Origin of the sequence: Brevundimonas sp., from assembly GCF_036677305.1 — a bacterium.
GTDB lineage: Bacteria > Pseudomonadota > Alphaproteobacteria > Caulobacterales > Caulobacteraceae > Brevundimonas.
Window position 1 is genome coordinate 1 of record NZ_JAKFEB010000240.1, and the last position, 24,772, is coordinate 24,772.

The window sequence follows — 24,772 nt, forward strand, 5'->3', positions numbered from 1 at the left end:
CCGGACACCGTCCTCGGCTTCGGCGTCATCGCCCGCGACGGCGCCGGCCGGACAGTGCTGGAACGGGTGCACGGCGAGGGCCGACGGATGCTGGATGGATCGCTGCGGACGCGGCCGTTCACGTTCGAGACGCCCATGCGCATCGCCTCGATCACCAAGCTGACGGCGATGACGGCGCTCATGACGCTTGTCGAACAGGGCCGCATGGCGCTGGACGACGACGCGGGCGACCTGGCCGGCTTCCCTCTGCGCCATCCCGCGCATCCGGGTGTGCGGATCACGCCCGCCATGCTGGCCAGTCATACTTCGGGGCTCAGGAACGGACCCAGCTATCCCGTTCCGCTGGGCCGCAAACTGTCCGAGGCCTTCACCCCCGGCGGGCGGCATTTCGACGACGGCGGCTGGTTCGCGCCGGCCTCCGAACCGCCCGGCTTCTTCACCTATGCCGACGTCAATTTCGCCGTCCTCGCCCAGATCGCCGAACGCATCTCCGGCGAACGCTTCGACCGTTTCCTGAAGCGCACCGTGCTGGACCCGGTCGGCCTCGACGCCGGCCTGAACTGGAGCGGCGTATCCGATGCGACCCGCGCCCGCGCCTCGGCCGCCTGCCGCTTTGTCGACGGCGTCTGGGAACCGCAGGTCGACGCCGAGGCCCTGCCCGCCCCCGCGATCCGCGTCACCACTCCACCGGAGGCGCCGGGCCTGACCGCGGACGACTATGTCGTCGGCGACAACGGTTTCGTCTTCTCGCCGCAGGGCGGACTGCGCGCCTCGGTGCGCGATCTCGACCGGCTGGCGCGCGCCTACACCGGTCATGCGGGTATGCCGCAGGTTCTTGCCCCCGCCACGCTGGACCGGATGAGCGCCCCGATCTGGACCTTCGATCCCGCCCGCCCCAACGGCCACACCGACCGCGGCCTGCTCCAGAGCTACGGCCTGTCCGTCCACATCCCGACCGGCCGCGACGGCGACGCCTTCTTCGGCCCCGACAGCGCCGACTGGCGCGGGCATTTCGGCCAGGCCTACGGTCTCCAGTCCGGCCTGTTCTGGAGCCGGCGTGACGGCCGCACCCTGGCGTACATGATCTCCGGCACGCCCCGCGACCCGGAGGGCCTCTCCGGCGTCCGCTCGGCCGCCTCGCCGTGGGAGGAAGTCATCCTCGACGCCGCCATCGCCGCATGGGCCGCCGGATGACGCGCCTTTGAGCGGCCGCCGCCTTCCCTTCGGGCCTCCGCGCCCCTAGGTTCCGCCCACAAGAACGGCCTCGCGGAATGGCCACGACCGACACGCTCAGGAGACGCCCCCATGCATGACGCGCCCCAGGATTCCGGAGTGGCCGACGCGGCCGCCCGCCTCGACAAGGAAAACCCCCTCGGCGTCGACGGCTTCGAGTTCGTGGAATTCACCGGCCCGGACCCTGCGGCCATGGTGTCGCGCCTCGAGCTGATGGGCTTCACCCGGACCCATGTGAACCCGGCCAATGACGTGGTGCGCCTCAAGCAGGGCGACATCACCCTGCTGGTCAACCAGTCGCCCAAGGGTCAGGCGGGCGAGTTCGCCGCCGAGCACGGCCCCTCGGCCAACGGCATGGCCTTCCGCGTCACCGATGCGAAGGCGGCGTATGAAGGCGCGGTTTCGCGCGGGGCGCGCCCGGCCGAGAACCATGACGGCGGCGCGCTGGGCGGCGACTATCCCTACATCCTGCAGGGCATCGGCGGCTCGCTGCTCTACATCATCGACCAGTACGGCGAGCAGGGCTCGCTCTACGACGGCTGGAACGAGATCGAGGGCTGGGAAGAGGCCGAGCGCAAGAACTCCGTCGGCCTGTTCATGCTCGACCACCTGACCCACAACGTGCGTCGCGGCGAGATGCGGACCTGGTCGGGCTTCTACGGCGACGTCTTCAATTTCGAAGAGCAGAAATACTTCAACATCAAGGGCAAGGCGACCGGCCTGCTGTCCCAGGCGATGATCGCGCCCGACCGCGCCATCCGCATTCCTCTGAACGAGAGCCAGGACGAGAACAGCCAGATCGAGGAATTCCTGCGCCGCTACAACGGCGAGGGCATCCAGCACATCGCCTTGGCCACCGACGACATCTTCGAGACCGTCGAGGAGCTGAAGCGTCGCGGCATCCCCTTCCAGGACACGATCGACACCTATTTCGACCTGATCGACAAGCGGCTGCCGGGCCATGGCCACGACGTCGCCCGCATGCGGCTGAACCGCATCCTGATCGACGGCTCGGACGAGGACGGCCTGCTGCTGCAGATCTTCACCCAGGACACCTTCGGTCCGATCTTCTTCGAGATCATCCAGCGCAAGGGCAACCAGGCGTTCGGCGAGGGCAATTTCCAGGCCCTGTTCGACTCCATCGAGCTGGACCAGATCCGGCGCGGCGTCATCAAGGTGGATGCCTAAGCCCCCGTCGTGGCTGCCCTGGCTGGGTCCGCTTCTCGCGGCCCTGGTCGGGGCGGCGGTCGGCGAATACGGGCTGGGCGGCGGCTTCTGGACGGTGCTGATCGCGGCGCTGGTTTGCGGCTTCGCGCCCATCGTCGGCTATCGCGTGTGGAAGTGGCGGTTTCAGCGGAAGGGGTAGGAACCATCCTCTTGCCCTTCCCTGTTTTGTCTTCGTTTTCGCACCGAAACCGTCGTCGAATTCTCCGGAGAATTCGTCAGTGAAAGTCCCGCGATCCGGGCAGCACCCGCACGTCTCGCGGATGTCGCCCCCGCGCTGGCGTATGGCCCGATCCCGGCGCCGAATCCGGCGTCAGATGGCCCAGCATCGGCGTCCAGTCCTCCAGATGGTCCACGACCAGATGGGTCACGCCCTCGGCCGTCTGCACCTTGCCCCGGGCCAGCACCATCCGCGCGCCCATCGCCACGGGCCTGAACCGTTCGAACACGTCCGGCCACAGCACCAGATTGGCCACGCCGGTCTCGTCCTCCACGGTCATGAAGCAGACGCCCTTGGCCGTGCCCGGCCGCTGGCGCACCAGCACCACGCCGCCCACGCAGACGGTCCGGCCGTTGGGTCGGGCCGGATAATCCTTCGCCGTCAGCGCCCCGACGCCCGTCAGCCGGTCGCGCAGGAAGCTGACCGGATGACCCTTCAGCGACAGGCGGATGGTCTGGTAGTCGCCGACCACTTCTTCCGAGGGGGCCAGGACCGGCAGGGCCTCGGGCGGGCGGCCGTCCGTCTCGACCAGTCCCATGGCCTCGAACAGGGGCGCCGTCGACGCCGGCGGCGCGCCCCGGACCGCCCACAGCCCCTGCCGGCGCGTCAGCTCCAGCGATCCGAAAGCATCCGCCTCCGCCAGCCGGTCGAGGGCCGATGGCGGCAGGTTCGCCCTCACCCTGAGGTCCTCAAGGTCGGCGAAGGGTCCCGCCTCTCTCACCGCCTCGATCCGCAGGGCCCAGTCCTTCTTGAAACCGTCGATGGACCGCATCCCCAGCCGCAGGGCGCAGGGCTGGCCCGGACGGGGCTCCAGCGAGGCGTCCCAGCCGCTGACATTCACATCGGGATGCCGAACCTCGGCCCCGTGTTCGATGGCGTCCCGCACCAGCTGGGCGGGCGCGTAGAAGCCCATGGGCTGGCTGTTCAGCAGGGCGGCCGTGAACGCCTCGGGATGCCAGCGCTTCATCCACGACGAGATGTAGACGAGGTGGGCGAACGAACAGGCGTGGCTTTCCGGAAAGCCGTACTCCCCGAACCCCTTGATCTGGTCGAAACAGCTGCGGGCGAAACCGGGGTCGTAGCCGCGTTCGATCATCCGGCCTGTGAACCGCACCTCATGCTCGCCGATGGTGCCCATGTGCCGGAAGGTGGCCATCGCCCGCCTCAGGCTGTTGGCCTCGGCCGGGGTGTATTTCGCCGCCTCCATGGCGATCCGCATCGCCTGTTCCTGGAACAGGGGCACGCCCAGGGTCTTGTGCAGCACCCGTCTCAACTCGTCCCTGTCGCCATGGTCGGGGTGGGGATGGGGAAAGTCGATCACGAAGGGCCGGCCCAGCCTCTGCGCCTCCCGCCGCTCGGCCCGCCGCTTCAGATAGGGATGCACCATCCCGCCCTGGATCGGCCCGGGCCGGACGATCGCCACCTCCACCACCAGATCGTAGAAGACGCGCGGCTGAAGCCGGGGCAGCATCGACATCTGGGCCCGGCTCTCGACCTGGAAGACCCCGAGGGAGTCTCCCTTGCACAGCATGTCGTAGACCTCGGGATCGTCCGGCGGGACCGTGTCCAGTTCGAACCGGCGTCCATAGTGTTTCTCGATCAGGTCGAAGCCCCGCCTCAACGCGGTCAGCATGCCCAGCGCCAGCACATCGACCTTCATCAGCCGCAGGAAGTCGATGTCGTCCTTGTCCCATTCGATGAAGGTGCGATCCGGCATGGCGGCGTTGCCGATGGGCACGATCTCCAGCAGCGGCGTCTGGCTCAGCACATAGCCGCCGACGTGCTGGCTCAGATGGCGCGGGAATTTGATCAGCTCGGCCGTCAGCTCCAGCGCCAGCCGCATGCGGGCGTCGTCGCGGCTCAGACCGGTGCGGTCGACGTGCTCGTCCCTGACGCTGTCGCCCCATGAGCCCCAGACGGTGTCGGCCATCCGCGCCGTCACGTCCTCGGTCAGGCCCAGCGCCTTGCCCACGTCGCGGATGGCGGAGCGGGGCCGGTAGTGGATGATGGTCGCCACGATGGCGGCCCGGTCGCGGCCATAGCGGCGATAGACGTACTGCATCACCTCCTCGCGCCGCTCGTGCTCGAAATCGACGTCGATGTCGGGCGGCTCGTCGCGGTCGGCGGACATGAAGCGCTCGATCAGCACGTCCTGTTCGGCGGGGTTCACATTGGTGACGCCCAGGCAGAAGCAGACCACCGAATTGGCGGCCGAGCCCCGCCCCTGGCACAGGATCGGCGGCTCCTGCGTCCGCGCCCAATGGACGATGTCGTGCACCGTCAGGAAGTAGTTGGGGTATTTCAGAAGCTTGATGAGCTTCAACTCCTTGACGATCGTGTCCCGGATTTTCGGATCGACGCCATCGGGCCATTTCGTCCGCGCGCCCCTGAACGCCAGCCGGATCAACCGCCGCTGCGCCGTCCAGCCCTTCGGCACCGGTTCGTCCGGGTACTGATATTCGAGTTCCCGAAGGCTGAAGGTGCAAGCCCGCGCCACCTCCATCGTCCGCGCCAGCGCCGCCTCATGACCGCGGAACAGCCGCGCCATCTGCGCCGGCGGCTTCAGATGGCGTTCGGCGTTGGCCTGCAGTCGCCGGCCCGCCTTGTCGATGGTCGTCCCCTCGCGGATGCAGGTCAGGACGTCCTGCAACGGCCGCCGGTCGGGGTGGTGATACAGCACCGCATTGGTGGCGATCATGGACGCGCCCGTCCGATGCGCCATCGCCGCCAGCCGGTTCAGCCGCTTGCGGTCATCGCCGCGCCACAGGGGCGCCGCCGCCAGATACAGGACGTCGGGCCAGGCCCGCCGCCACGCCGCCAGCCGCGCCTCGAACGCCGCATCGGGTTTCTCCGGCGCGGGAGCCAGGGCGATCATCCCCTCGCCCAGCCCGACCGCCTGCTCGAAGGTCAGCCGCGTCTCGGCCTTTTCGATCCGCCCGGCTTCCGGGTCGGCGCCCGGCTGGGGCACCGCCTCGCTCTTGCCCAGCGACAGCAGCCGGCACAGGCGGCCGTATGCGGCGCGGTCGCGCGGAAAGACGATCAGCTCCGTCCCGTCCGTGAAGCCCAGTCGGGACCCGACGACCAGCGGGATGTCGACGTCCTCGGCCCCCATCAACGCCCGGACCATCCCGGCCAGGGTATTGCGGTCGGCCACGCCGACGGCGGCCAGGCCGAGAGCCTTCGCCTGCGCCGCGATCTCGCCGGGATGCGACGCCCCCTCCAGAAAGCTGAAGTTCGTCATCGCGCCCAGCTCGGCGTACTGGCCGTCCCAGGTCGTCATGGCAGCACCCCGTGCATCCACCACGACGGCGCGCGTTCCTCGGCCGCGCCGGAATACTCCCGCCCGTACAGCCCCTCGCGGAACAGCCAGTAGCGGCCGCCCGCCTCGTCCTCGACGCGGTAGTAATCGCGGGTGCGCACCTGCCGGTCGTCGGGGCGGGGCCGCCACCATTCGGGCGACAGCCGCTCTGGTCCGTCCGACCGCGTCACCCGCCGCGACAGCCGCCGCCAGGTGAACCGCACCGGCGCGCCGTCGGGCAGTTCGGCCAGAGCCTCGACCGGCTCGGGCGGGTCCAGCAGCAGGATGGGACGCCGCCCATCCCCCTTCGCCGCGGACGGCGCCCGCCCCAGCGCCGGACGCCAGCGCTCGGCGCGCTCGGGCAGCCAGCTGTCGACCGGTTCGGCCGTCAGCACCCGGTCCTCGCCCAGCCGCGCCGTCAGGCGATCGATCAGGGCGGCCAGACTTTCGGCCTGTTTCGCCTCGGCCTCGCTTTCCAGCGCCCCCTGCCGCGCCGTCATCGCCTCCACCTCGTCGGCGGTCAGCATCATGGCGTCGAGGCCGAACCCCAACTCCAGCCGTCCCAGCCCCGCCTCGCGGAACAGCCGCAGCCAGATTCCCGCATCGCGTCCGGGCCGGCCCATGCGAACCGACAGGCCGGTGGTCCGGCCGTCCGAGCGGAAGCCCGTCAGGGTCAGGGCCTTGGCCCCCTGCCCGTCGCGCACCAGCGGCGCGGACAGGTCGGCGGCCAGTTCGGCCAGCCGCGCCTCCACCCCCTCGACATCGCCGACCGGCTCCATCCACGCCTGCCAGGCCCGGTATTTCGGCGGCGGCCGCACGGGCGTCAGGGCCTCGCCCGCAAAGCCCAGCGCCTGATCCAGACGCTGCACCAGACCGACCCCGGCCCCGTCCCGGAAGCGCCGCGCCAGACCCGCGCGCGGCATGGGATAGAGGTCGCCGATCCGCTTCAACCCGAACCGCCGCGCCTGCGTCAGGGCGCCGTCGTCGATGCGCAGGGCCTCGACCGGCAGGGAGGCCAGAAGACCGCGCACGCTGTCCTCGTCGGCGATGCAGCCGCCCCCCTCCGCCTCGCCCCAGCGCGCCAGGGCCCATGCGGCGCCCGGCGTCGGGGCGATGGCGGCCCGCGCCCGCGCCCCGGCCTCGGCCAGCCGGTCGCGGATCTGCGCCGCCAACGCCGCCTCGCCGCCGAACAGATGGGTCGCGCCCGTGACGTCGAGGAACAGCCCCTCCAGCCCCTCGCCTGCCGGATCGAGGCTGACCGACGGCGACCAGCGCTCGGCCCAGACCGCCAGCGCCGTCAGGGCGCGGGCGTCGGCTTCCACGTCGGCGGGCTTGCAGATCAGGTACGGGATCATGGCCAGGGCGTCCGCCTGGGTCTGGCCGCGCCTCAGCCCGGCCGAACGGGCGGCGGGATTCAGGGCGTGAATGATCGCCGCGCCCCGGCTGTTCTTCAGGATCAGGGCGAACGGGTTCTTCGGATCGAGCGCGGGGTCAGGCGGCGAGGCCGGACGGCGCGCCCGCATGGCCGATCGCCGCCAGACCGCTATCGGCCAGTCGATCAGCCAGACGGAGACGATGCGTCTCATCATCCTGCTCCAGCATCCATGCGCCCGGCCGCTCCCCGCGTCCGCGCACCAGTTCGGCCGTCAGCCGCGCCGCGCCGGGCGCCCGGGCGTCATCGGGATCGACGGCGCTGGTCAGGGTCGAGATCCGCCAGCGTCGCCGCGCCGCGCTGAGCCCGTCCAGCCCGCGCGGCAGCACCAGCCCGACGCATCCCCCCTGTTTGGCCGCGAAATCCAGCCGCCGCGTCTGGGTCAGGGTCGCCGCGTCCACCGCGCCCAGCGCCAGCGACACCGCGCCCGACCGCAACGCCTGCTCCAGCGTCCACAGGGCCTCGGCCGCCGTGTTCACGGGCGCCAGGATCAACGCCGCGTCCGGCAGGCCGGGCCCATAGGGCCGGCCATGTTCGCCCAGCCAGGCCCGCGTCGCCGTCATCAGCACCGGCCGCCCGTCCTCCTCCAGCCGCCGCGACAGGGCGAAGGCCATCAGGGCCGCTCCGTCCCGGGGGCCCATCGCGCAGGCCTCTTCCAGCGGCGCGGGCCGCTCGGGAAACAGGTCGGGAGATGACAGGGGCGCGGGGTTCATGGGAGTCCGGAAATCCAGATGTTCACTATTTGTTCCAACAGCCGCCGGAGTCAAACAGAGAATCCCGTTCATCGTCACGATAGGGGAAGTCAGACCCGCGGCCGGGCCTTCAGCTCGTCGCGGATCTCGGCCAGCAGGGCCTCGGTCGCCGTCGGAGCGGGCGCCGCTTCCGGCCCGGCCGCCTGTTCGCGGCGCATCCGGTTGATCCCCTTGACCAGCAGGAAGACCACGAAGGCCACGATGGCGAACTGGATCAGGGTGTTGATGAAGGCGCCGTACTGGATCGCCACCTCCTCGACCGCCTCGGTGGCGGGGTTCTCGGGGGCCAGCACCCATTTCAGCCTGGCGAAATCGACCCGACCCAGCGCCAGGCCGATCGGCGGCATGATGACCTGTTCGACCAGGCTGGTGACGATCTTGCCGAACGAGGCGCCGATGATGACGCCGACCGCCAGGTCGATGACATTGCCGCGGGCGATGAACTCCTTGAACTCGGTCACGAGGCCCATCGCCGTTCTCCGCCTATGCGTCGCCGGCGTTCAGCCGCTCGCGCAGCTCCTTGCCGCTCTTGAAGAAAGGCACGGCCTTGGCGGGCACGTCGACCGTCTCGCCGGTGCGCGGATTGCGTCCCGCGCGGGCCGGGCGGGCCCGGACGGAAAAGGCGCCGAAGCCCCGGAGCTCCACGCGTCCGCCCTCGCCGAGCGAGTCGACCATCTGGCCGAGCACGATGTTCACCACCCGCTCGACCTCTGCGTGGGTCAGATGGGTGTTCTCGGCAGCGAGCTTCTCGATCAGCTCAGACTTGATCATTGGCCAGGCCCCCGTCCATTTCCGCGCTTCCCCGGGACGCATACGGGTGCATCCGAGCGCAGGATGCAACCCACCCTAACCTCCGCCCGTCGCAGGAAAAAGCCCCGAGCAGCGGTTTGGGCGGCGAAATGTCGGTTAACGCTCACAAATCTCTCCGTCGCGCGCACGAAAAAGGCGGCGGGATCGCTCCCGCCGCCTGATCCGTATCCAGATCACAAGGAAGACTATTCCTTGGAGCCGGCCTTCTCGCGAAGGGCCGCGCCGAGGATATCGCCCAGCGAGGCGCCCGAGTCCGACGAACCGAACTGTTCGATCGCCGCGGTCTCGTCCTTCATTTCCAGGGCCTTGATCGACACCGAGACGCGGCGCGAGGCCTTGTCGATGCCGGTGACCATGGCGTCGACACGATCGCCGACCGAGAAGCGCTCGGTGCGCTGGTCGTTGCGGTCGCGGGACAGGTCGGACTTGCGGATGAAGGCGGTCGCCGGGGCGTCGTCCTCACCGAACTTGACCTCGATGCCGCCGGTTTCGACCGACGTCACGGTGACGGTGACCTGCTGGCCCTTCTTGAAGGTGTCGCCTTCCATCGGATCGCCGCCCAGCTGCTTGATGCCCAGCGAGACGCGTTCCTTCTCGACGTCGACGTCCAGAACCTTGGCCTTGACGGTTTCGCCCTTGCGGTAGCGCTGGATGGCTTCCTCGCCCGAGACGTTCCAGTCGAGGTCCGACAGGTGGACCATGCCGTCGATGTCGTTGTCCAGGCCGATGAACAGGCCGAACTCGGTGGCGTTCTTGACTTCGCCCTCGACGGTCGAGCCGATCGGGTTGGCGGCGACGAAGGCGTCCCACGGGTTGTCCTGGGCCTGCTTGAGGCCCAGCGAGATGCGGCGCTTGGAGGCGTCGACATCCAGCACGACCACGTCGACTTCCTGCGAGGTCGAGACGATCTTGCCCGGGTGGACGTTCTTCTTGGTCCAGCTCATTTCCGAGACGTGGACCAAGCCTTCAACGCCGGCTTCCAGCTCAACAAACGCGCCGTAGTCGGTGATGTTGGTGATGCGGCCGGTCATCTTGGCGCCGACCGGGTATTTGGCTTCAACGCCGTCCCACGGATCGGTCTGCAGCTGCTTCATGCCGAGGCTGATGCGCTGGGTGTCCGGGTTGATCTTGACGATCTGGACCTTGACGGTGTCGCCGACGGCCAGGACCTGCGAGGGGTGCGAGACGCGCTTCCACGACATGTCGGTGACGTGCAGCAGGCCGTCGATGCCGCCCAGGTCCACGAACGCGCCGTAGTCGGTGATGTTCTTGACCACGCCTTCGCGGACTTCGCCTTCCAGCAGCTGGCCGACCAGTTCCGTGCGCTGTTCGGCGCGGGCTTCTTCCAGGATGGCGCGACGCGAGACGACGATGTTGCCGCGCGGACGGTCCATTTTCAGGATGGCGAAGGGCTGTTCCTTGCCCATCAGCGGGCCGACGTCGCGCACCGGGCGGATGTCGACCTGCGAGCCGGGCAGGAAGGCCGAGGCGCCGCCGAGGTCGACGGTGAAGCCGCCCTTGACGCGGCCGACGATGGCGCCGTTGACCGGCTGGCCTTCGGCGAACACGACTTCCAGACGGGTCCAGGCTTCTTCGCGGCGAGCCTTGTCGCGGCTGATGACGGCTTCACCCAGGGCGTTCTCGACGCGCTCGAGGTAGACTTCGACGTTGTCGCCGACCTTCGGGATGACGGCGCCTTCGCCGATGCCGAATTCGCGGGCCGGGATGCGGCCTTCGGTCTTCAGACCGACGTCGATGATCAGGATGTCCTTTTCGATGCCGACGACGCGGCCGTGAACGACCTGGCCTTCGCCGAGGTCGCGGCCCTGAAGGGTTTCGTCGAGCAGCGCGGCGAAGTCGTCACGCGAGGGGGAGAAGCTTTGGGTGTCAGTCATACGGTGGTTGGGTTTCTAACGGTTATGGCGCGCGACCGAACGGCCCCGCGCGAGGTGAGTGTGAAAGGGTAATCAGGTCGTCAGGACGCGAGGCAAATGAACCAGAACGCCCGCGGAAGCCGAGGATGACGCGCTGGATTTGCCCTGGGGTCCCTAGGAACCGTGCCGGACACGCGCCGCCTCGACGATACGGCGGGCCGCATCGAAGGCGGTCTCTATATCCATATCGGTCGTATCCAGCAAGACGGCGTCGTCAGCCTGCACCATCGGGGCCGCGCCCCGGCCCGCGTCGCGCTCGTCGCGGCGCATGATGTCGGCCAGCATGTCCTCATAGGCGATGGCGTCGCCGCGGCCGGTCAGCTGTTTCCATCGGCGCATGGCCCGTACCTCGGGGGTCGCCGTCACGAACAGCTTGGCCTGGGCGTCCGGCGCGATGACGGTGCCGATGTCCCGCCCGTCCAGCACCGCCCCGCCGGCCTGGGCGGCGAAGGCGCGCTGAAACTCAAGCAGGGCCGCGCGCACGCCGGGATAGCCCGCCACCCGGCTGGCCGCCTCGCCCGCGTCGCCGCTGGTCAGCCGCTCGGTGTCGGTGAGATTTTCGGCCTTCAAGGCCCGCGCCGCAGCGACGGCCGCGGCCTCGTCGTCCAGTGATGCGCCGGCGTCCAGCACGCCCAGCCCCACGGCCCGGTACAGCAGCCCCGTATCCAGATGCGGCAGCCCATAGGTGCGGGCCAGCCGCGCGGCGATGGTGCCCTTGCCCGAGGCGGCGGGGCCGTCGACGGCGATGATCAGGGATTGGTTCATGAACGTGGCACGTAATGCTGACCTGCTGAGCCGAGAAGGAAGACCATCCCGGCAGTGCCGAGCAACACGACCGGCATCACGCCGCGTAGCATAACGATCAGTTTGAAGGTCGGTGCGTTTGTCGTGGCATCCACATGTCGAAACAGCGGACCGCGTTCCCCTCGACTTCGTTCGCGCCAGGTCGAGCCGTCGTGCAGGTCAACGAACGATCCCACAGCCCACGCCAGGGCCGCGGCTACAAAGATTCCGCCCGCGTGGAACAGGGCTCGGGACGGGGATACAGGCCCCCGGCTCATGAAATGTCACCGCCCAGCCTGCGCATCAACGCCACAAACCCCGGAAAGCTCGTCGCGATCATGCCCGGCTCGTCCACGGTCACCGCCTCTTCCGCCGCCAGACCGAGCACCAGATGGCTCATGGCGATGCGGTGATCGCCGTGGGTGGTCACGGTCGCGCCGCCCCGCACCGGGCCGCCGGTCACGGTGAAGCCCTCGGGCTCCTCCTCGACCGTGACGCCGCAGGCTTTCAGACCCGCCGCCATCAGGGCGATGCGGTCGCTCTCCTTGACCCGCATCTCGCCGATGCCGCGCATGACGGTGGCGCCCGTCGCGAAGGCGGCGGTGGCGGCCAGGATCGGATATTCGTCGATCATCGAGGCGGCCCGTTCGACCGGGACAACGACACCCTTCAGCGCCGAATGCCGCGCCGTGACGTCGCCCACCTCCTCCCCGCCGGCCATGCGTCGGTTCGAGACCGTCAGATCGGCCCCCATCTCGCGCCAGGTCTCGAACAGGCCGGTGCGCAGCGGATTCAGCATTACGCCCTCGACCGTCACCTCCGATCCCGGAACGATCAGCCCCGCCGCAAGCGGGAAGGCGGCCGATGACGGATCGCCCGGCACGGACACAGGCGTTCCGGTCAGCGCCTGCCCGCCCTTGAGCGTCACCCGCCACCCGGCCCCCATCGGCAGCACCCCGACCTCGGCCCCGAAGGCGCGCAGCATCCGCTCGGTGTGGTCCCGGCTCGGCTCGGGCTCGGCCACCGTGGTCACGCCGTCGGCGTTCAGCCCGGCCAGCAGAATGGCCGACTTCACCTGGGCCGAGGCCACAGGCTGAAGAAAATCGATCGCCGACAGGGACCCGCCCTGGATCTCGACCGGCAGGCGATCCGGCTCGGCCTTCCAGCCGAACCGCGCGCCCATCTCCGCCAGCGGCCCGGTCACCCGCTTCATCGGCCGTTTGCGCAGGCTGGCGTCGCCGTCGAAGGTCACGGCGATCGGATATCCGGCCGCCCCCCCCACCAGCAGCCGCACGCCCGTTCCGGCGTTGCCGCAGTCGATGATCCCGGCGGGCTGTCTGAAGCCGCCCCGCCCCGTCACACGCCAGCGGCCCGCGGCCAGACGCTCCACGACAGCGCCGAACGCCTCGACCGCTCGCGCCGTCGCCAGCACGTCGTCGCCTTCCAGCAGCCCTTCGATCTCCGTCACCCCGGTCGCCATCGCACCGAGGATCAGGGCCCGGTGGGACATGGATTTGTCGCCCGGGGCGCGCACGAGGCCGTTCAGCGGGGCGCTGCGGCGGGCGGTCAGATGGTCTGGGGTCGACACCCTGCGGTCTCCGGGGCGGTCAATAGACGCGGGCGCGCGGAGATGGTTTTTGACAGCGGCGTCAGGGGGTGGCAAGGGAGCCGCCCCATTTCCCCACTCCCGCCAAAGGTCTTCAACCGTGGCCAAACCCGAACTGGGCCAGAAGCAGGTCTGCCCGAACTGCCAGGCCAAATTCTACGACCTGGGCCGACGCCCGGCTCATTGCCCCAAATGCGCGACCGATTTCGATCCGGAAGAGGCGCTGAAGCTGCGCAACCGCCGCGGCCGCCCGGCCGGCTACCCTGCCGACGACGCTGATGAAGATCAGGTCAAGGACAAGAAGGCCGACGGCGACGAGGACGAGGAAGAAGAAGCGGTCGCAACGCCCGAGATCGACGAGGAAGGCCACGAGCCCATCCTGACGCCGGACGACGACGACGAGACCCCCGTCGACCCCACCGAGGAGTCCGGCATGGGGGAGGCGGTCGAGGACGACGACGTCCTGGCCGACGATGACGACGACGACTCGGTCCCCTTCATCGAGGACGAGGACGACGACGCGTTCGAGGACGAGATCATCACGCCCAAGGACGACGAATAGACGGAATTTCGGCCCGTTCCCGGACCGGTTTTCACCGGTCCGGGGGCGACGAAAATAAATGGTTGAACCGGGCTTGATCGCGATCAGACCCTGACATAGGTTCCGCCGCCTCGCAGCAGGGCCTCCCGGGGCTCCCGCAGCGATCCGACCGAAAGGTTCGGGGCTTTAGCTCAGCTGGTAGAGCGCTTGCATGGCATGCAAGAGGTCAGCGGTTCGACTCCGCTAAGCTCCACCATCGAAGGCCCCGCGGGAAACCGCGGGGCCTTCGTCCCATCCGGGACCTGTTGATCTCGGGACAATCCGGCCCCATCTGGATATCGCAGCCGACGCCTCGCCGATGACGGGGGGCGCAGACGGCCCGGCAGCCTGCTTCGGGGGCACTGAGACGATGACGACGCGAACCATATTGTTCGACAGCCCCTTCCTGCTGGGCTTCGACCACACCCGGGCGATGATCGACCGCGCAGCCCGGGCCGCCGCCGACAGCTATCCCCCCTACAATGTCGAGCAACGCGGCGAGCACGCCGTGCGGATCACCCTGGCCGTCGCCGGCTTCGGACCCGAGGATCTCGCCGTCCAGCTCGAGGGCCGCCAGCTGACCATCGCCGGCAAGCGCGAGCCCTCGGACAAGGCCGACCAGGCCTTCCTGCACCGCGGCATCGCCGGTCGCGGCTTCGTCCGCAGTTTCGTCCTCGCTGACGGTCTGGAGGTCGAGGAGGCCCGACTGGAGCACGGCCTGCTGCATGTCGACATGAGCCGGCCCGAGGACCTGCCGACGGTCCGGCGAATCCCCATCACGACGGGCTGAAACCCCTCGTGTTCCGGCCGCCGCTTTCGGGGTCGGACCCATAAGCCCTCGACGGGCGTTAGTGCAGTGCAAGGAGGCGGTCTCGATGACGCCCACGATGATGATGACCAAGGAAGACTTCCGGGGCCTCGGCGCGCCCGACCTGGTCTATGTGCGCGAAATCCGCGCCTCCGACGTGCTGGCCGACGTCGTGCCCGAAGAGTCGAAGGGCCTGAAGATCGACCCGCAGGCGACGCTGTTCGCCGTCCACGCCGCCGACGGAGAGCGGCTGGCCGTGATGATGGACCGTGAAACCGCCTTCGCCGCCGCCGTCGCCCACGAGCTGGAACCCGTGTCGGTTCACTAGTTTCCGGCTTCATGCCGTCATTCCGGGGCTGTGAACGGCGCAGCCGGGAACAGAACCCGGAACCCAGGCGTCCGGGCGCCGCCGCCGGCCGAACTTCAAACTTCTGAGTCCAAACTCCTGGGTTCCGGGTTCCGCTGCGCGGCCCCGGAATGACGGGATTGGATGGATCTAGGCCGCCGTGGCCGGGGCCTTGTCCTTGACGAACAGGGCGCGGATCGCGTCGGTCGTGCGGGCCTGACGCAGCTGCTCGCGCATTTCCGGCGAACGCAGGGCCCGCGACACCGCCGCCAGCGCCCGCAGATGCTCGGCGCCGTCGCGCGGCGGGGCGAACAGGGCGAACAGCAGGTCCACGGGACGGTCGTCCACCGAGCCATAGGCCACGGGCGTATCCAGACGCACGAACACGGCCGTCACCCGCTCGACGCCCTCCAGCCGCGCGTGCGGCACCGCCACGCCCGAACCCAGACCGGTCGAGCCGAGGGCCTCGCGTTCCAGCAGGGCTTCCATCACGCGGTTTTCAGGCATTCCCAGAGCCTGGGCGGCGGCTTCGGCCACCGTATGCAGGGCCTGACGCTTCGACGACGCACCGCTGCGCAGGACGACCCCGCCGTCCGCCAGCAAATCACCGATGTCCATGAGGAGTTCCCGACTCTGCCCATACATCCCGAACGGGCGGGGGCCGTTTAGACCACCCGCCTCTATTGGGGAAGACTATACGCCCTTACCGTTTACCGAACCGTGTCCGTTGATCGATTTCGAGGTCCGTTCGGGGTCGATCCAGCCCACATTGCCGTCCGGCCGGCGATAGACCACCGAGATGCCGCCATGGGCCGCATTGCGGAAGATGACGACCGGATAGCCGGTCATATCCAGCTCCAGCACCGCGCGTCCCACCGTGATGGTGCGGATCTCCGCCTCGGTCTCGGCGATGACCATGCCGACGGGCGGCGGCTCGTCCGGTGCGCCCGCATCGCCGAAGGCCTCGTCCTCGACCTCTTCAGGGCTGCGCAGGACCATGCTGCGCGCCACGTCGCGGGCCGCATCCTCGGTTCTTTCGGGTGAAAGGCCGCGCGGACCGGCGTGGTGGTTCTTGAGGCGGCGCTTGTAGCGTCGGACCCGCTTCTCGAGCTTTTCGAGCGAATCCGAGAAGGCGCCGTGGGCGTCGCCGCCCAGCCCGCTGGTGACGATCGCCTCTCCGGACGCCAGACGGACCCAGCAGTCCACCTTGAAGCCATGGCCGTCTTTCGACACCACGACCTCGGCGTCCTGGGCGCCGCGTTCGAAGTATTTGCCGATCCCGTCTTCGAGTTCCTGGGAGATGCGCGAGCCTAACGCGTCGCCGACATCCACGTGCTTGCCGCTGACTTGGATTTGCATGTCGATAGAACGCGACTGTCCGCGTTTGGTGTCAACGCCGATCACAGTTTTGTGGTGAGGAGCCCCGAATTCCGGGAGGAATTTAACCATTCCGGCGACGAGGAATTCGATGACGGAAAGCGACGACTAAACGAGGAATTCGACGACGGGCGAGTGATACAGCAGAGACAGCGCCGTGGTCAGGCGGTCTTCAGCATCCGCTTGCGCTCGACCGACGAGGGAATGCGCAGGGCCTCGCGGTATTTCGCCACAGTGCGGCGGGCGATGTCGATGCCCGTCTCCTTGAGGATCTCGACGATCCGGTCGTCGGACAGGACGTCGCCGTCCCGGCCCTCGCCGTCGATCATGGACTTGATCCGGTGCCGCACGGCCTCGGCCGAATGGGTCGCGCCGCCGTCCGAGGACTGGATGGCCGCCGTGAAGAAGAATTTCAGCTCGAACACGCCGCGTGGGGTCGAGACGTATTTGTTCGAGGTCACCCGGCTGACCGTCGATTCATGCATGCCGATGGCGTCGGCCACGGTCTTCAGGTTCAGCGGCCGCAGGAACTCCACCCCGAAGGCCAGGAAGGCGTCCTGCTGGCGCACGATCTCGGACGAGACCTTCAGGATCGTCTTGGCCCGCTGGTCCAGCGACTTGACCAGCCAGCTGGCCTGGGCCGCGCAGTCGGCGACGAAGGTCTTCTCCACGTCCGAGCGCGAGCCCGCCGCGACGACGCCGTGATAGCGCTTGTCCATGATCAGGCGCGGCAGGGTGTCCGAGTTCAGCTCGACCTTCCAGCCGCCCGCCGGATCGGCCCACACATGCACGTCGGGGATCACCGTCTGGGCCGGCTCGCCGCCGAAGCCTGCACCGGGACGCGGGGTCAGCGCCTTCAGCTCGGCGATCATCTCGGCCATGTCCTCGGCATCGACGTCGCAGGCCTTCTTCAGGGCGGTCAGGTCGCGTTTGGCCAGCAGGTCCAGATTATCCAGCAGACAGCCCATGGCCGGGTCGAACCGGTTGCGCTCGATCAACTGCAGCTTCAGGCATTCGGGCACCGAGCGCGCCATCACGCCGGTCGGCTCGAAGCCCTGACAGACGGTCAGCACCGCCTCGACGCGCTCCAGGGGAATGCCCAGCCGGTCCGCGACCTCGTTCAGATCGCCGCGCAGATAGCCGCCCTCATCGACGCCGTCGATCAACGTCAGGGCGATGGCGTGGTCCGAGGCCGAGAACCCCGCCTGCGAGGCCTGGCCCTGCAGATGCTCCCACAGGGTGGCGTCGCGGGTGTCAGGCTGTTCGCGGCCCTCGCCGTCGGGCAGGCCGCCGCCCGATCCGGCGCGCGACCAGTCGTTCAGCCCGACCTGGGCCTCGCCCGTTCCGACATCCTCCATCCGGTCCGAGGTGCGCTCGCCCGGGCTGGCGTCGCCGTAGACGTCGTCGGAGCGCGCATCCAGCGTCCGATTGGCGTCCGAGACCCGCCCCTCATCAAAGCTCATCTCGGCGGCGTCATGGCTCTCGGCGGCCGCCGGGGCCTCGCCCTCGCCGCGTTCTGGAGCTTCGGCGTCCTCGCGTTGCAACAGCGGATTGCGCTCCAGCTCGGCCTCGACGAAGGCGTCCAGCTCGAGGTTCGACAGTTGCAGCAGCTTGATCGCCTGCTGCAGCTGGGGCGTGATGACCAGCCCCTGGCCCTGCCTGATCTCCAGCCTCTGCCCGAGCACCGTATTCCCCTGCGCCAAGCCCTCGCGGCCGAGTGGCCCGAAACTTGCTGGGGCGACTGTGTCGCCGAACCGGTTAACGGGGTTCTAAATATGGGCTGCGGCCGAGAGCTGGCGGACCGCTGAGGTAAAGCTGGTCAAATCACGATGTTTGTCGTCTCGGAAATAGTGCGGTTCATGTTTCTGGGCACGATGGCCTTGATCGGATTGCTGGCGGCCTTGCCCCGAACCGAGGCGATACCGGGCATGCTTTTCCAAGCCGCGGTCGCGTTGTTTGCGGCCTTTACGGTCTCCTCAATCTTCGTCCGGCGGCAAGCTGCCGAAGCCGATGAGCAGAGAGGGTGGCACGGGGCGACGGCGACTGTTTCTGCATTGGGGATGCTCCTGATTACGTTCAATCACCCCATGCTCGCAGATCTGTTTCAGCCTTCCCGGTGGATGAACGCCGCCGCAGCCTTGGCGGTGATGTCGTATCTCCCGTTCGGAATCCGCGAGTTCAGCCGATCTTTGTCCCGCCGCTGATTGAGCAGTGCGACGACAAATGTCACCCATATGCGGCTCAGCAAGGTCTTGGGCGCTCTGGGAGAAATTTCATGCGACTGATCCTGACCGTCCTGCTCCTTCTGGCCTCGAACGGGACCGCCTTGGCGCAGTCCACGCCTCCCGAACAGGTCATGATGCGAACGGTCGCCGCCGAACACGACCGCCACATCGCCCTGCTGGAGCGGATGGTGAACCAGAACAGCGGCTCGCTGAACCTCGCCGGCGTCCGCGCCGTGGGCGACATGACCCGCGCCGAACTGGAGCCGCTGGGCTTCGAGGTCCGCTGGGTCGACATGGCCGAAACCGGCCGCGCCGGCCACCTGATCGCGACCCACCCCGGCCGGGGCCGCAACATCCTGCTGATCGGCCACCTCGATACGGTGTTCGAGGCCGACAATCCGTTCCAGCGCTTCGAACGCACGGGCAGTCGAGCCACCGGACCCGGCGTCGGCGACGACAAGGGCGGGGTGGTGGTCATCATCGCCGCCCTGCGCGCCATGCAGGCGGCAGGCACGTTGGACGACGCCGACATCACCATCGTCCTAACCGGCGACGAGGAGCGGACCGGCGCGCCCCTGTCCATCTCCCGCCGCGATCTGGTCGAGGCCGGCAAGGCCGCCGCCTTCGCCCTGGAGTTCGAGAACCTGGCCGTGGAGGACGAGCGGGACTTCGGCACCATCGCCCGCCGCAGCTCCAACAACTGGACCCTGACCGCCAGCGGCCGCACCGGCCATTCAAGCGGCGTGTTCAACGACACGCTGGGCTACGGCGCCATCTATGAGATGGCCCGCATCCTCGACGGCTTCCGCCGCGAACTGCCCGAGCCCAATCTGACCTACAATGTCGGCGTCATCGCCGGCGGCACGCCCGCCGCCATCGACGCCGAGGGCTTCAGCGTCACCGCCTCGGGCAAGACCAATATCGTCGCCTCGACGGCCATCGCCCGCGGCGACCTGCGCACCCTGACCGCCGAACAGGACGCCCGCATCCGGGCCGGCATGCAGACCATCGTCGACGCCCACCTGCCCCGCACCGAGGCCGAACTGGTCTTCGGCGAGACCGGCTATCCGCCCATGGCCCCCACCGAGGGCAACCGCGCCCTCCTGGCCCGTCTGAACGCCGTCAACCGCGATCTGGGCCTGCCCGAGATGGCCGAATACGACCCGGCCCGCCGCGGCGCCGCCGACAGCGGCTTCGTCGCCGCCGACGTCGACACCCTGGGCGGTCTGGGCGTCGCCGGGGGCAACGCCCATGCAGATGGAGAGTGGGCCGATCTGGACAGTCTGGTGCGCCAGTCCCAGCGGGCGGCGGTCCTGATCAGCCGGTTGAGCCTCGGCGAGGAGTAGGGCCTCAGCCGTACATGTCGCCCAGATAGACCCGGCGCACTTCCGGATCGCGGATCACGTCCTCGGCCTTGCCCTCGAACAGCACGGCCCCGCCCGAGATGATCGAGGCGTGGTCGATGATTTCCAGCGTCTCGCGGACATTGTGGTCGGTGATCAGCACGCCGATGCCCTCGCCCGCCAGATAGCGGATGACCTGGCGGATGTCGGCGATGGCCAGGGGGTCGATGCCGGCGAAGGGTTCGTCCAGCAGCATGAAGCTGGGCTTGCCCGCCAGCGCCCGCGCGATCTCGCAGCGCCGCCGCTCGCCGCCCGACAGGCCCGAGGCCGGGGCGTGGCGCAGATGGTCGATGCGAAGTTCTTCCAGCAGGCGGCGGGTTTCCTCGGCGATGGCGCCCTGGCCGGTATGGTGCAGTTCGACCACCGCCTTGACGTTCTGCTCGACCGTCATGCCGCGGAAGATCGAGGCCTCCTGCGCCAGATAGCCCAGACCCATGCGGGCGCGCTGGTACATCGGCTGTGCCGTGATGTCCTCGCCGTCCAGCCAGATCGTGCCGTGGTCCGGCGGGATCAGGCCGGTGATCATGTAGAAACAGGTCGTCTTGCCCGCGCCGTTGGGGCCCAGCAGGCCGGCCACCTGGCCGCGCTGGACGTGCAGGGAGACGTCGCGCACCACCTGCCGCTGGCCGAACGACCGGGCGATGTTCTCGACCCTCAGGCCCGTGGCGCGCGCGGGCGCGACCGCAGCCGCCGGCTCGGCGGGGGCCTCATTCACATTGAGGGCTGAGAGTTCCTTGCGGGCCAAAACCGGGGCTCAGTTCCCGCTGTTCTGGGGGTAGAAGACGCCGCGGATGCGCCCGCCCTGGCCGCCCGCCTCGATCCGCGCCGTCTGGGTGCGGACGTTGTAGGTCAGGCGCGAGCCGGTCAGCACGTTCTGGCCCTGGGTCAGGATCACGTCGCCGGTGACCACGATCATGTCGTCGGCGGTCGTATAGACGGCCCGGTCGCCGCGGATCGTCTGTTCCGGGGTCACGAAATAGACGTTGCCCGAGGCCTGGATGCGGCTCTCGCCCGTCTGGCTCAGGCCCGAGACGCTGTCGGCGCGCAGCCGGTTCTGACCCTGGATCAGCTCGGCCCGGCCGCGCAGGGTGACGGTGTTGCCGACGTATTCGCCGGAGTCCGCGCCGAACGAGATCGGGGCGTCGCTGCTGTTCACGGGGCTCTGGGCCTCGCCGGCAGCCGGGATCAGGGCCATGGCCAGGGCGACGGCCGCCACGCTCGAAATTCTGCTCATGCTCATCTGCTGGACCCTCCGGCGTTGATGGTGCCGCGTATCTTGTTATCACCCGCGCCGCTGAACACGATCCGCTGACCCTGTTCATAAATCGAATAGGACGAAGCGGAGATGGTTCCAAGGGGGCCGGAGCCCTGAACGCCCTTCGTTCCCGTCACCACGCCGGTCGCCGTGTTCACCACCGCCTCGGGCGTGACGAGGGTGAAACCGGACTCGCCGTCCGATATCCGCACATTGGGGCCGATGGTGACCGATTTTCCGGCCTCGTTGTAGGTGCCGCCGTCGGCGGTCAGGGTCGTGACCTTGCGGCCGCCCAGGTTCAGCTTCAGCGCGGGACCGATCAGGCGGAACTGGCCGGTCTCGGGGTCGCGGATGGCGCTTTTCGCCCCGATCATGAAGGTGCGGCCCTCGGCGTCCTGACCGTGGAACATGGCGCTGTCCAGCCGGACCTCGCGGCTGGTCCCGGCCTTGCGCTCGACGTCCGACATCACGCTGCGCAGGACGATCCAGCTGATCGTGCCGCCGGCCAGGACGATGATCGCCACGGGCAGGATGCGGCGCAGCACCTGGACCCGCCGCGACCGGGCGCGGAACGCCTTGGCCGTGGCGGCCACGCGCGCCTCGTCGGCCTGGTCCCGGATGTCGGCGGGATCGGTCATCAGCTGTGCGCGAAGATGTCCGTCTCGTCCCACCCGGCCAGATCCAGCGCCGAGCGGCTGGGCAGGAAGTCGAAACATTGACGGGCCAGTTCGGTGCGGCCCTCGCGTTCCAGCATCTCGTCCAGCTTCGCCTTGGCGGCGTGCAGGTACAGGACGTCGGAGGCGGCGTATTCCAGCTGGGCGGGCGACAGTTCGGCGGCGCCCCAGTCGCTGGACTGCTGGGCCTTGGACAGGTCGACCCCGACCAGTTCGCGGACCACGTCCTTCAGCCCGTGGCGATCGGTGTAGGTGCGGGCCAGCCGCGAGGCGATCTTGGTGCAATAGACCGGCCGGGTCTCGACCCCGAGATGCAGCTGGAACATGCCGATGTCGAACCGGCCGAAGTGGAACAGCTTCAGCACCGCCGGGTCGGTCAGCAGCCGCTTCAGGTTGGGGCAGTCGTATCCGGGGCGGTCCATGCGCACGACATGGGCGTCGCCGTCGCCGGACGACAGCTGGACCACGCACAGGGGATCGCGGCGGAAACGCAGCCCCATGGTCTCGGAATCGATCGCGACCTCCGGCCCCAGATCCAGGCCGTTCGGCAGGTCGCCTTCGTGGAAGTGGACGGTCATTCGGGGTCAGACGCTCGTTCGAAGGAAATATCCGCCCTCAAGTAGCGGAGCGCCGCGCGCGAAGCGATAGGGCGCAAACACGCGCCCCAAATGCAAACGGCGCCGCATCATCGATGCAGCGCCGTTCAAAAGTGGTGCCCAGGAGAGGACTCGAACCTCCACGACCTTTCGATCACTGGCACCTGAAGCCAGCGCGTCTACCAATTCCGCCACCTGGGCCCAGACGTTTTCGCAGTTGCGTGCGTTTCCGTCCGGAAGGCGCGGACCCTTAAGGCAGGCCCCCAAGCGGGTCAACAGGCTTTTATCGGCTTTGCGTTGCGACGCCCGCGGCCATCGTCTAATCCCCGGCCCAACGCGGGGTCTTCCCCACGCCCGCCGCCGCCTGTTGGAGTCCCTGTGATGAGCGAAGTCGCCCCCGGCCTGGTCACCGTTTTCGGCGGTTCCGGTTTCGTCGGCAGCCAGCTGGTGCGCGCCTTCGCGCGGCGCGGCTGGCGCGTCCGCGTCGCCTGCCGCCGTCCTGACCGCGCCTGGAAGCTGCAGACCTCGGGCTCGGTCGGCCAGATCCAGGCGGTCCGCTGTGACGCGACCAACCCCGACGACGTGGCCGCCGCGCTGCAGGGCGCCGACGCCGCCGTCAATCTGATCGGCATCCTGTACGAAGCCGGCCGCCGCAGCTTCCACGCCCTTCATGTCGACGCCTCGCGCAACATCGCCGAGGCCGTCGCCGCCGCCGGCATCGACCGGCTGGTGCAGGTTTCGGCCATCGGCGCCGATCCCGAAAGCGGGTCCGACTACGCCCTGTCCAAGGCCGCGGCTGAAATGGCGGTGCGCGAGGTCAAGCCCGACGCGGTGGTGATCCGCCCCTCGATCATCTTTGGAGCGGGCGACGGTTTCCTGAACCGTTTCGCCGGCATGGCGCAGTTCTCGCCCGTCCTGCCGCTGATCGGCGGCGGCCGGACCAGATTCCAGCCCGTCTATGTCGGCGACGTCGCCGAGGCCATCGCCCGGGCTGCGGTCCTGCCCGAGGCGGCGGGCCGCACCTTCGAACTGGGCGGCCCGGCCGTCATGACCTTCGAGGACGTGCTGAAGCTGATCCTGCGCGAGACCTACCGTTCGAACGGCCTCATCCCCCTGCCCTTCTTCGCCGCGCGCGCCATCGGCTCGCTGGCCCAGCTGACGGCCATGGTCGGCATACCGCCCATGCTGACGCGCGATCAGGTGGTTCTGCTGGAAAAGGACAATGTCGTCGCCGACGGCGCGGAAGGTCTGGCCGAGCTGGGAATCCAGCCGACCGGTCTCGAGGCCATCGCCCCTTCGTACCTCTGGCGCTACCGCCGGGGCGGGCAGTTCGCCGAAGCGGCAGCCTGATCCGGGGTTAAAGTCCGCCCGTCAGCGCGAGTCCCGCGATTCCCGCCAGGCCGACCGCGATCCGCCACCAGGCGAACGGCGCAAAGCCGTGACGGCTGACGAAGTCGAGCAGAAGCCGAACCACGGCCAGCGCGGTCACGAAGGCCGTGACGAAGCCGATGACGATCAGGCCCGCGTCGCTGAAGTCCAGTCGGTCCCAGCTCTTGAGCAGATCATAAGCGACGGCGCTGCCCATCGTCGGCAGGGCGAGGAAGAAGCTGAACTCGGCCGCGGATCGCTTGTCCGTGCCGAGCAGCAGACCGCCCGCGATGGTGGCTCCCGAACGGGACACGCCCGGTATCATGGCCAGGCACTGGAACAGACCGATCAGAAAATAGACCCGCAGGGGATAGCGGTCGGCCTCGAGGAAGGTCGGGACCTTCTTCATCCGGTCCAGCCACAGCAATAGCAGACCGCCGACGATCAGGGCGATGCAGATCACCAGCGGCGTTTCGAAGAGCACCGTCTTGATGAAGTCGTAGGCGAGGAAGCCGATCACCACGGCCGGAGCGAAGGCGACCAGCAGGCCGATCAGGAAGCGACGGGCGTCGGGATCGAACGGCCAGCGCGTGGCGAGCATCCACAGTCGTTTGAAATAGACGCTGATGATAGCCAGCAGGGCCCCCAGCTGGATCACGATCTCGAAGGTCTTGCCGTTGCTCTCAAAGCCGAGGAAATGCCCAAGCAAGAGCATATGGCCGGTGGACGACACCGGAATGAACTCTGTCAGTCCCTCGACCAGGCCAAGGATGATCGCCGCCAGCCAGTCCGCCATACGCGCCCCGTCAAAAAGATCGGGTCGTCAGTGCGCGCCCGGTTCGGGACCC

At 68.6% G+C, this 24,772-nt stretch carries 25 protein-coding genes and 2 tRNA genes; 10 read left to right on the plus strand and 17 right to left on the minus strand.

Features of this window, described 5'->3' with window-relative positions; translation table 11 throughout:
- The 3 genes from V6M42_RS13605 to V6M42_RS13615 all read left to right on the plus strand — a co-directional run.
- The coding region (locus tag V6M42_RS13605; RefSeq protein ID WP_332678982.1) for a serine hydrolase domain-containing protein at positions 1-1,194 on the plus strand (1,194 nt) is incomplete at its 5' end.
- Between the two features lie 111 nt (positions 1,195-1,305).
- Complete coding sequence (gene hppD, locus V6M42_RS13610) at positions 1,306-2,421, plus strand: 4-hydroxyphenylpyruvate dioxygenase (RefSeq protein ID WP_332678983.1); 1,116 nt, start codon at positions 1,306-1,308, stop codon at positions 2,419-2,421.
- On the plus strand, positions 2,414-2,599 hold the full coding sequence (locus V6M42_RS13615) for a hypothetical protein (RefSeq protein WP_332658139.1): 186 nt from the start codon (positions 2,414-2,416) through the stop codon (positions 2,597-2,599). The genes hppD and V6M42_RS13615 overlap by 8 nt, the downstream gene beginning before the upstream one ends.
- A 76-nt stretch (positions 2,600-2,675) precedes the next feature.
- Here the strand turns inward: V6M42_RS13615 and V6M42_RS13620 are convergent, their stop codons facing one another.
- The 8 genes from V6M42_RS13620 to aroA all read right to left on the minus strand — a co-directional run bounded on the left by V6M42_RS13620 (position 2,676) and on the right by aroA (position 13,274).
- The gene (locus tag V6M42_RS13620) at positions 2,676-5,957 is read right to left on the minus strand and encodes an error-prone DNA polymerase (RefSeq protein WP_332678984.1); all 3,282 of its coding nucleotides are present in this window, start codon (positions 5,955-5,957) and stop codon (positions 2,676-2,678) included.
- Positions 5,954-7,561 carry a Y-family DNA polymerase gene (locus tag V6M42_RS13625; protein ID WP_332678985.1) on the minus strand — a complete coding sequence of 536 codons (1,608 nt, stop codon included), beginning with the start codon at positions 7,559-7,561 and terminating at the stop codon, positions 5,954-5,956. The genes V6M42_RS13620 and V6M42_RS13625 overlap by 4 nt, the downstream gene beginning before the upstream one ends.
- Positions 7,467-8,120 carry a hypothetical protein gene (locus V6M42_RS13630; protein ID WP_332678986.1) on the minus strand — a complete coding sequence of 218 codons (654 nt, stop codon included), beginning with the start codon at positions 8,118-8,120 and terminating at the stop codon, positions 7,467-7,469. The genes V6M42_RS13625 and V6M42_RS13630 overlap by 95 nt, the downstream gene beginning before the upstream one ends.
- Before the next feature lie 89 nt (positions 8,121-8,209).
- Complete coding sequence (gene mscL / locus V6M42_RS13635; protein ID WP_332658146.1) at positions 8,210-8,629, minus strand: large-conductance mechanosensitive channel protein MscL; 420 nt, start codon at positions 8,627-8,629, stop codon at positions 8,210-8,212.
- Positions 8,630-8,642: 13 nt separating this feature from the next.
- Complete coding sequence (locus V6M42_RS13640) at positions 8,643-8,930, minus strand: integration host factor subunit beta (RefSeq protein ID WP_056619956.1); 288 nt, start codon at positions 8,928-8,930, stop codon at positions 8,643-8,645.
- A gap of 224 nt (positions 8,931-9,154) precedes the next feature.
- Entirely contained in the window at positions 9,155-10,864 is a 1,710-nt protein-coding gene (rpsA, locus tag V6M42_RS13645) for a 30S ribosomal protein S1 (RefSeq protein ID WP_332678987.1), read from the minus strand.
- A gap of 153 nt (positions 10,865-11,017) precedes the next feature.
- Positions 11,018-11,668, minus strand: a complete 651-nt coding sequence (gene cmk / locus V6M42_RS13650; RefSeq protein ID WP_332678988.1) for a (d)CMP kinase — start codon at positions 11,666-11,668, stop codon at positions 11,018-11,020.
- Positions 11,669-11,960: 292 nt separating this feature from the next.
- Positions 11,961-13,274, minus strand: a complete 1,314-nt coding sequence (aroA, locus tag V6M42_RS13655; protein WP_442880974.1) for a 3-phosphoshikimate 1-carboxyvinyltransferase — start codon at positions 13,272-13,274, stop codon at positions 11,961-11,963.
- 118 nt (positions 13,275-13,392) lie between these two features.
- Between aroA and V6M42_RS13660 the strand changes: the two genes are divergently transcribed.
- The 4 genes from V6M42_RS13660 to V6M42_RS13675 all read left to right on the plus strand — a co-directional run bounded on the left by V6M42_RS13660 (position 13,393) and on the right by V6M42_RS13675 (position 15,008).
- The gene (locus V6M42_RS13660) at positions 13,393-13,854 is read left to right on the plus strand and encodes a TIGR02300 family protein (RefSeq protein WP_332660035.1); all 462 of its coding nucleotides are present in this window, start codon (positions 13,393-13,395) and stop codon (positions 13,852-13,854) included.
- Positions 13,855-14,013: 159 nt separating this feature from the next.
- Positions 14,014-14,089, plus strand: a tRNA-Ala gene (locus tag V6M42_RS13665).
- Positions 14,090-14,242: 153 nt separating this feature from the next.
- Positions 14,243-14,662, plus strand: coding sequence for an Hsp20 family protein (locus V6M42_RS13670; protein WP_332660037.1), 420 nt, complete (start codon positions 14,243-14,245; stop codon positions 14,660-14,662).
- Positions 14,663-14,747: 85 nt separating this feature from the next.
- Positions 14,748-15,008, plus strand: a complete 261-nt coding sequence (locus tag V6M42_RS13675; RefSeq protein WP_332678989.1) for a DUF1150 family protein — start codon at positions 14,748-14,750, stop codon at positions 15,006-15,008.
- Positions 15,009-15,176: 168 nt separating this feature from the next.
- Here the strand turns inward: V6M42_RS13675 and ptsN are convergent, their stop codons facing one another.
- From ptsN to rpoN, 3 genes are all read right to left on the minus strand, one after another.
- Positions 15,177-15,644, minus strand: coding sequence for a PTS IIA-like nitrogen regulatory protein PtsN (gene ptsN, locus V6M42_RS13680; RefSeq protein WP_332678990.1), 468 nt, complete (start codon positions 15,642-15,644; stop codon positions 15,177-15,179).
- Between the two features lie 75 nt (positions 15,645-15,719).
- A complete protein-coding gene (gene hpf / locus V6M42_RS13685; RefSeq protein WP_332678992.1) occupies positions 15,720-16,385 on the minus strand; it encodes a ribosome hibernation-promoting factor, HPF/YfiA family in 666 nt (221 codons plus the stop codon).
- Between the two features lie 179 nt (positions 16,386-16,564).
- On the minus strand, positions 16,565-18,088 hold the full coding sequence (rpoN, locus tag V6M42_RS13690; protein ID WP_332678994.1) for an RNA polymerase factor sigma-54: 1,524 nt from the start codon (positions 18,086-18,088) through the stop codon (positions 16,565-16,567).
- A gap of 174 nt (positions 18,089-18,262) precedes the next feature.
- Between rpoN and V6M42_RS13695 the strand changes: the two genes are divergently transcribed.
- Both V6M42_RS13695 and V6M42_RS13700 read left to right on the plus strand, forming a co-directional pair.
- A complete protein-coding gene (locus V6M42_RS13695) occupies positions 18,263-18,607 on the plus strand; it encodes a hypothetical protein (protein ID WP_332678996.1) in 345 nt (114 codons plus the stop codon).
- A 71-nt stretch (positions 18,608-18,678) separates the two neighbouring features.
- Complete coding sequence (locus V6M42_RS13700; protein ID WP_332678998.1) at positions 18,679-19,974, plus strand: M20/M25/M40 family metallo-hydrolase; 1,296 nt, start codon at positions 18,679-18,681, stop codon at positions 19,972-19,974.
- A gap of 4 nt (positions 19,975-19,978) precedes the next feature.
- Here V6M42_RS13700 and lptB read toward each other — a convergent pair whose 3' ends face one another.
- From lptB to V6M42_RS13725, 5 genes are all read right to left on the minus strand, one after another.
- Positions 19,979-20,746, minus strand: coding sequence for an LPS export ABC transporter ATP-binding protein (gene lptB, locus V6M42_RS13705; protein ID WP_332660083.1), 768 nt, complete (start codon positions 20,744-20,746; stop codon positions 19,979-19,981).
- Positions 20,747-20,785: 39 nt separating this feature from the next.
- On the minus strand, positions 20,786-21,265 hold the full coding sequence (locus V6M42_RS13710; RefSeq protein WP_332660049.1) for an LptA/OstA family protein: 480 nt from the start codon (positions 21,263-21,265) through the stop codon (positions 20,786-20,788).
- 2 nt (positions 21,266-21,267) lie between these two features.
- A complete protein-coding gene (gene lptC / locus V6M42_RS13715; RefSeq protein WP_332679000.1) occupies positions 21,268-21,924 on the minus strand; it encodes an LPS export ABC transporter periplasmic protein LptC in 657 nt (218 codons plus the stop codon).
- Positions 21,924-22,538: a ribonuclease D gene (locus tag V6M42_RS13720; protein ID WP_332660053.1), complete on the minus strand. Its 615-nt coding sequence runs from the start codon at positions 22,536-22,538 to the stop codon at positions 21,924-21,926. Before V6M42_RS13720 ends, lptC begins: the two co-directional genes overlap by 1 nt.
- A gap of 132 nt (positions 22,539-22,670) precedes the next feature.
- A tRNA-Leu gene (locus tag V6M42_RS13725) sits at positions 22,671-22,757 on the minus strand.
- 180 nt (positions 22,758-22,937) lie between these two features.
- On the opposite strand from V6M42_RS13725, the gene V6M42_RS13730 reads away from it, so the two are divergent.
- A complete protein-coding gene (locus tag V6M42_RS13730) occupies positions 22,938-23,906 on the plus strand; it encodes a complex I NDUFA9 subunit family protein (RefSeq protein ID WP_332660055.1) in 969 nt (322 codons plus the stop codon).
- Between the two features lie 7 nt (positions 23,907-23,913).
- Here V6M42_RS13730 and V6M42_RS13735 read toward each other — a convergent pair whose 3' ends face one another.
- On the minus strand, positions 23,914-24,720 hold the full coding sequence (locus tag V6M42_RS13735) for an undecaprenyl-diphosphate phosphatase (protein WP_332660056.1): 807 nt from the start codon (positions 24,718-24,720) through the stop codon (positions 23,914-23,916).
- Positions 24,721-24,772 lie beyond the last annotated feature (52 nt).

What these genes read in the sequence shown, in the direction of transcription:
- hppD (WP_332678983.1), top strand. Translation starts at nt 1,306, where the DNA reads ATGCATGACGCGCCCCAGGATTCCGGAGTGGCCGACGCGGCCGCCCGC.
- V6M42_RS13615 (WP_332658139.1), top strand. Translation starts at nt 2,414, where the DNA reads ATGCCTAAGCCCCCGTCGTGGCTGCCCTGGCTGGGTCCGCTTCTCGCG.
- V6M42_RS13620 (WP_332678984.1), bottom strand. Translation starts at nt 5,957, where the DNA reads ATGACGACCTGGGACGGCCAGTACGCCGAGCTGGGCGCGATGACGAAC.
- V6M42_RS13625 (WP_332678985.1), bottom strand. Translation starts at nt 7,561, where the DNA reads ATGAGACGCATCGTCTCCGTCTGGCTGATCGACTGGCCGATAGCGGTC.
- V6M42_RS13630 (WP_332678986.1), bottom strand. Translation starts at nt 8,120, where the DNA reads ATGAACCCCGCGCCCCTGTCATCTCCCGACCTGTTTCCCGAGCGGCCC.
- mscL (WP_332658146.1), bottom strand. Translation starts at nt 8,629, where the DNA reads ATGGGCCTCGTGACCGAGTTCAAGGAGTTCATCGCCCGCGGCAATGTC.
- V6M42_RS13640 (WP_056619956.1), bottom strand. Translation starts at nt 8,930, where the DNA reads ATGATCAAGTCTGAGCTGATCGAGAAGCTCGCTGCCGAGAACACCCAT.
- rpsA (WP_332678987.1), bottom strand. Translation starts at nt 10,864, where the DNA reads ATGACTGACACCCAAAGCTTCTCCCCCTCGCGTGACGACTTCGCCGCG.
- cmk (WP_332678988.1), bottom strand. Translation starts at nt 11,668, where the DNA reads ATGAACCAATCCCTGATCATCGCCGTCGACGGCCCCGCCGCCTCGGGC.
- V6M42_RS13670 (WP_332660037.1), top strand. Translation starts at nt 14,243, where the DNA reads ATGACGACGCGAACCATATTGTTCGACAGCCCCTTCCTGCTGGGCTTC.
- V6M42_RS13675 (WP_332678989.1), top strand. Translation starts at nt 14,748, where the DNA reads ATGACGCCCACGATGATGATGACCAAGGAAGACTTCCGGGGCCTCGGC.
- ptsN (WP_332678990.1), bottom strand. Translation starts at nt 15,644, where the DNA reads ATGGACATCGGTGATTTGCTGGCGGACGGCGGGGTCGTCCTGCGCAGC.
- hpf (WP_332678992.1), bottom strand. Translation starts at nt 16,385, where the DNA reads ATGCAAATCCAAGTCAGCGGCAAGCACGTGGATGTCGGCGACGCGTTA.
- V6M42_RS13695 (WP_332678996.1), top strand. Translation starts at nt 18,263, where the DNA reads ATGTTTCTGGGCACGATGGCCTTGATCGGATTGCTGGCGGCCTTGCCC.
- V6M42_RS13700 (WP_332678998.1), top strand. Translation starts at nt 18,679, where the DNA reads ATGCGACTGATCCTGACCGTCCTGCTCCTTCTGGCCTCGAACGGGACC.
- V6M42_RS13710 (WP_332660049.1), bottom strand. Translation starts at nt 21,265, where the DNA reads ATGAGCAGAATTTCGAGCGTGGCGGCCGTCGCCCTGGCCATGGCCCTG.
- lptC (WP_332679000.1), bottom strand. Translation starts at nt 21,924, where the DNA reads ATGACCGATCCCGCCGACATCCGGGACCAGGCCGACGAGGCGCGCGTG.
- V6M42_RS13720 (WP_332660053.1), bottom strand. Translation starts at nt 22,538, where the DNA reads ATGACCGTCCACTTCCACGAAGGCGACCTGCCGAACGGCCTGGATCTG.
- V6M42_RS13730 (WP_332660055.1), top strand. Translation starts at nt 22,938, where the DNA reads ATGAGCGAAGTCGCCCCCGGCCTGGTCACCGTTTTCGGCGGTTCCGGT.
- V6M42_RS13735 (WP_332660056.1), bottom strand. Translation starts at nt 24,720, where the DNA reads ATGGCGGACTGGCTGGCGGCGATCATCCTTGGCCTGGTCGAGGGACTG.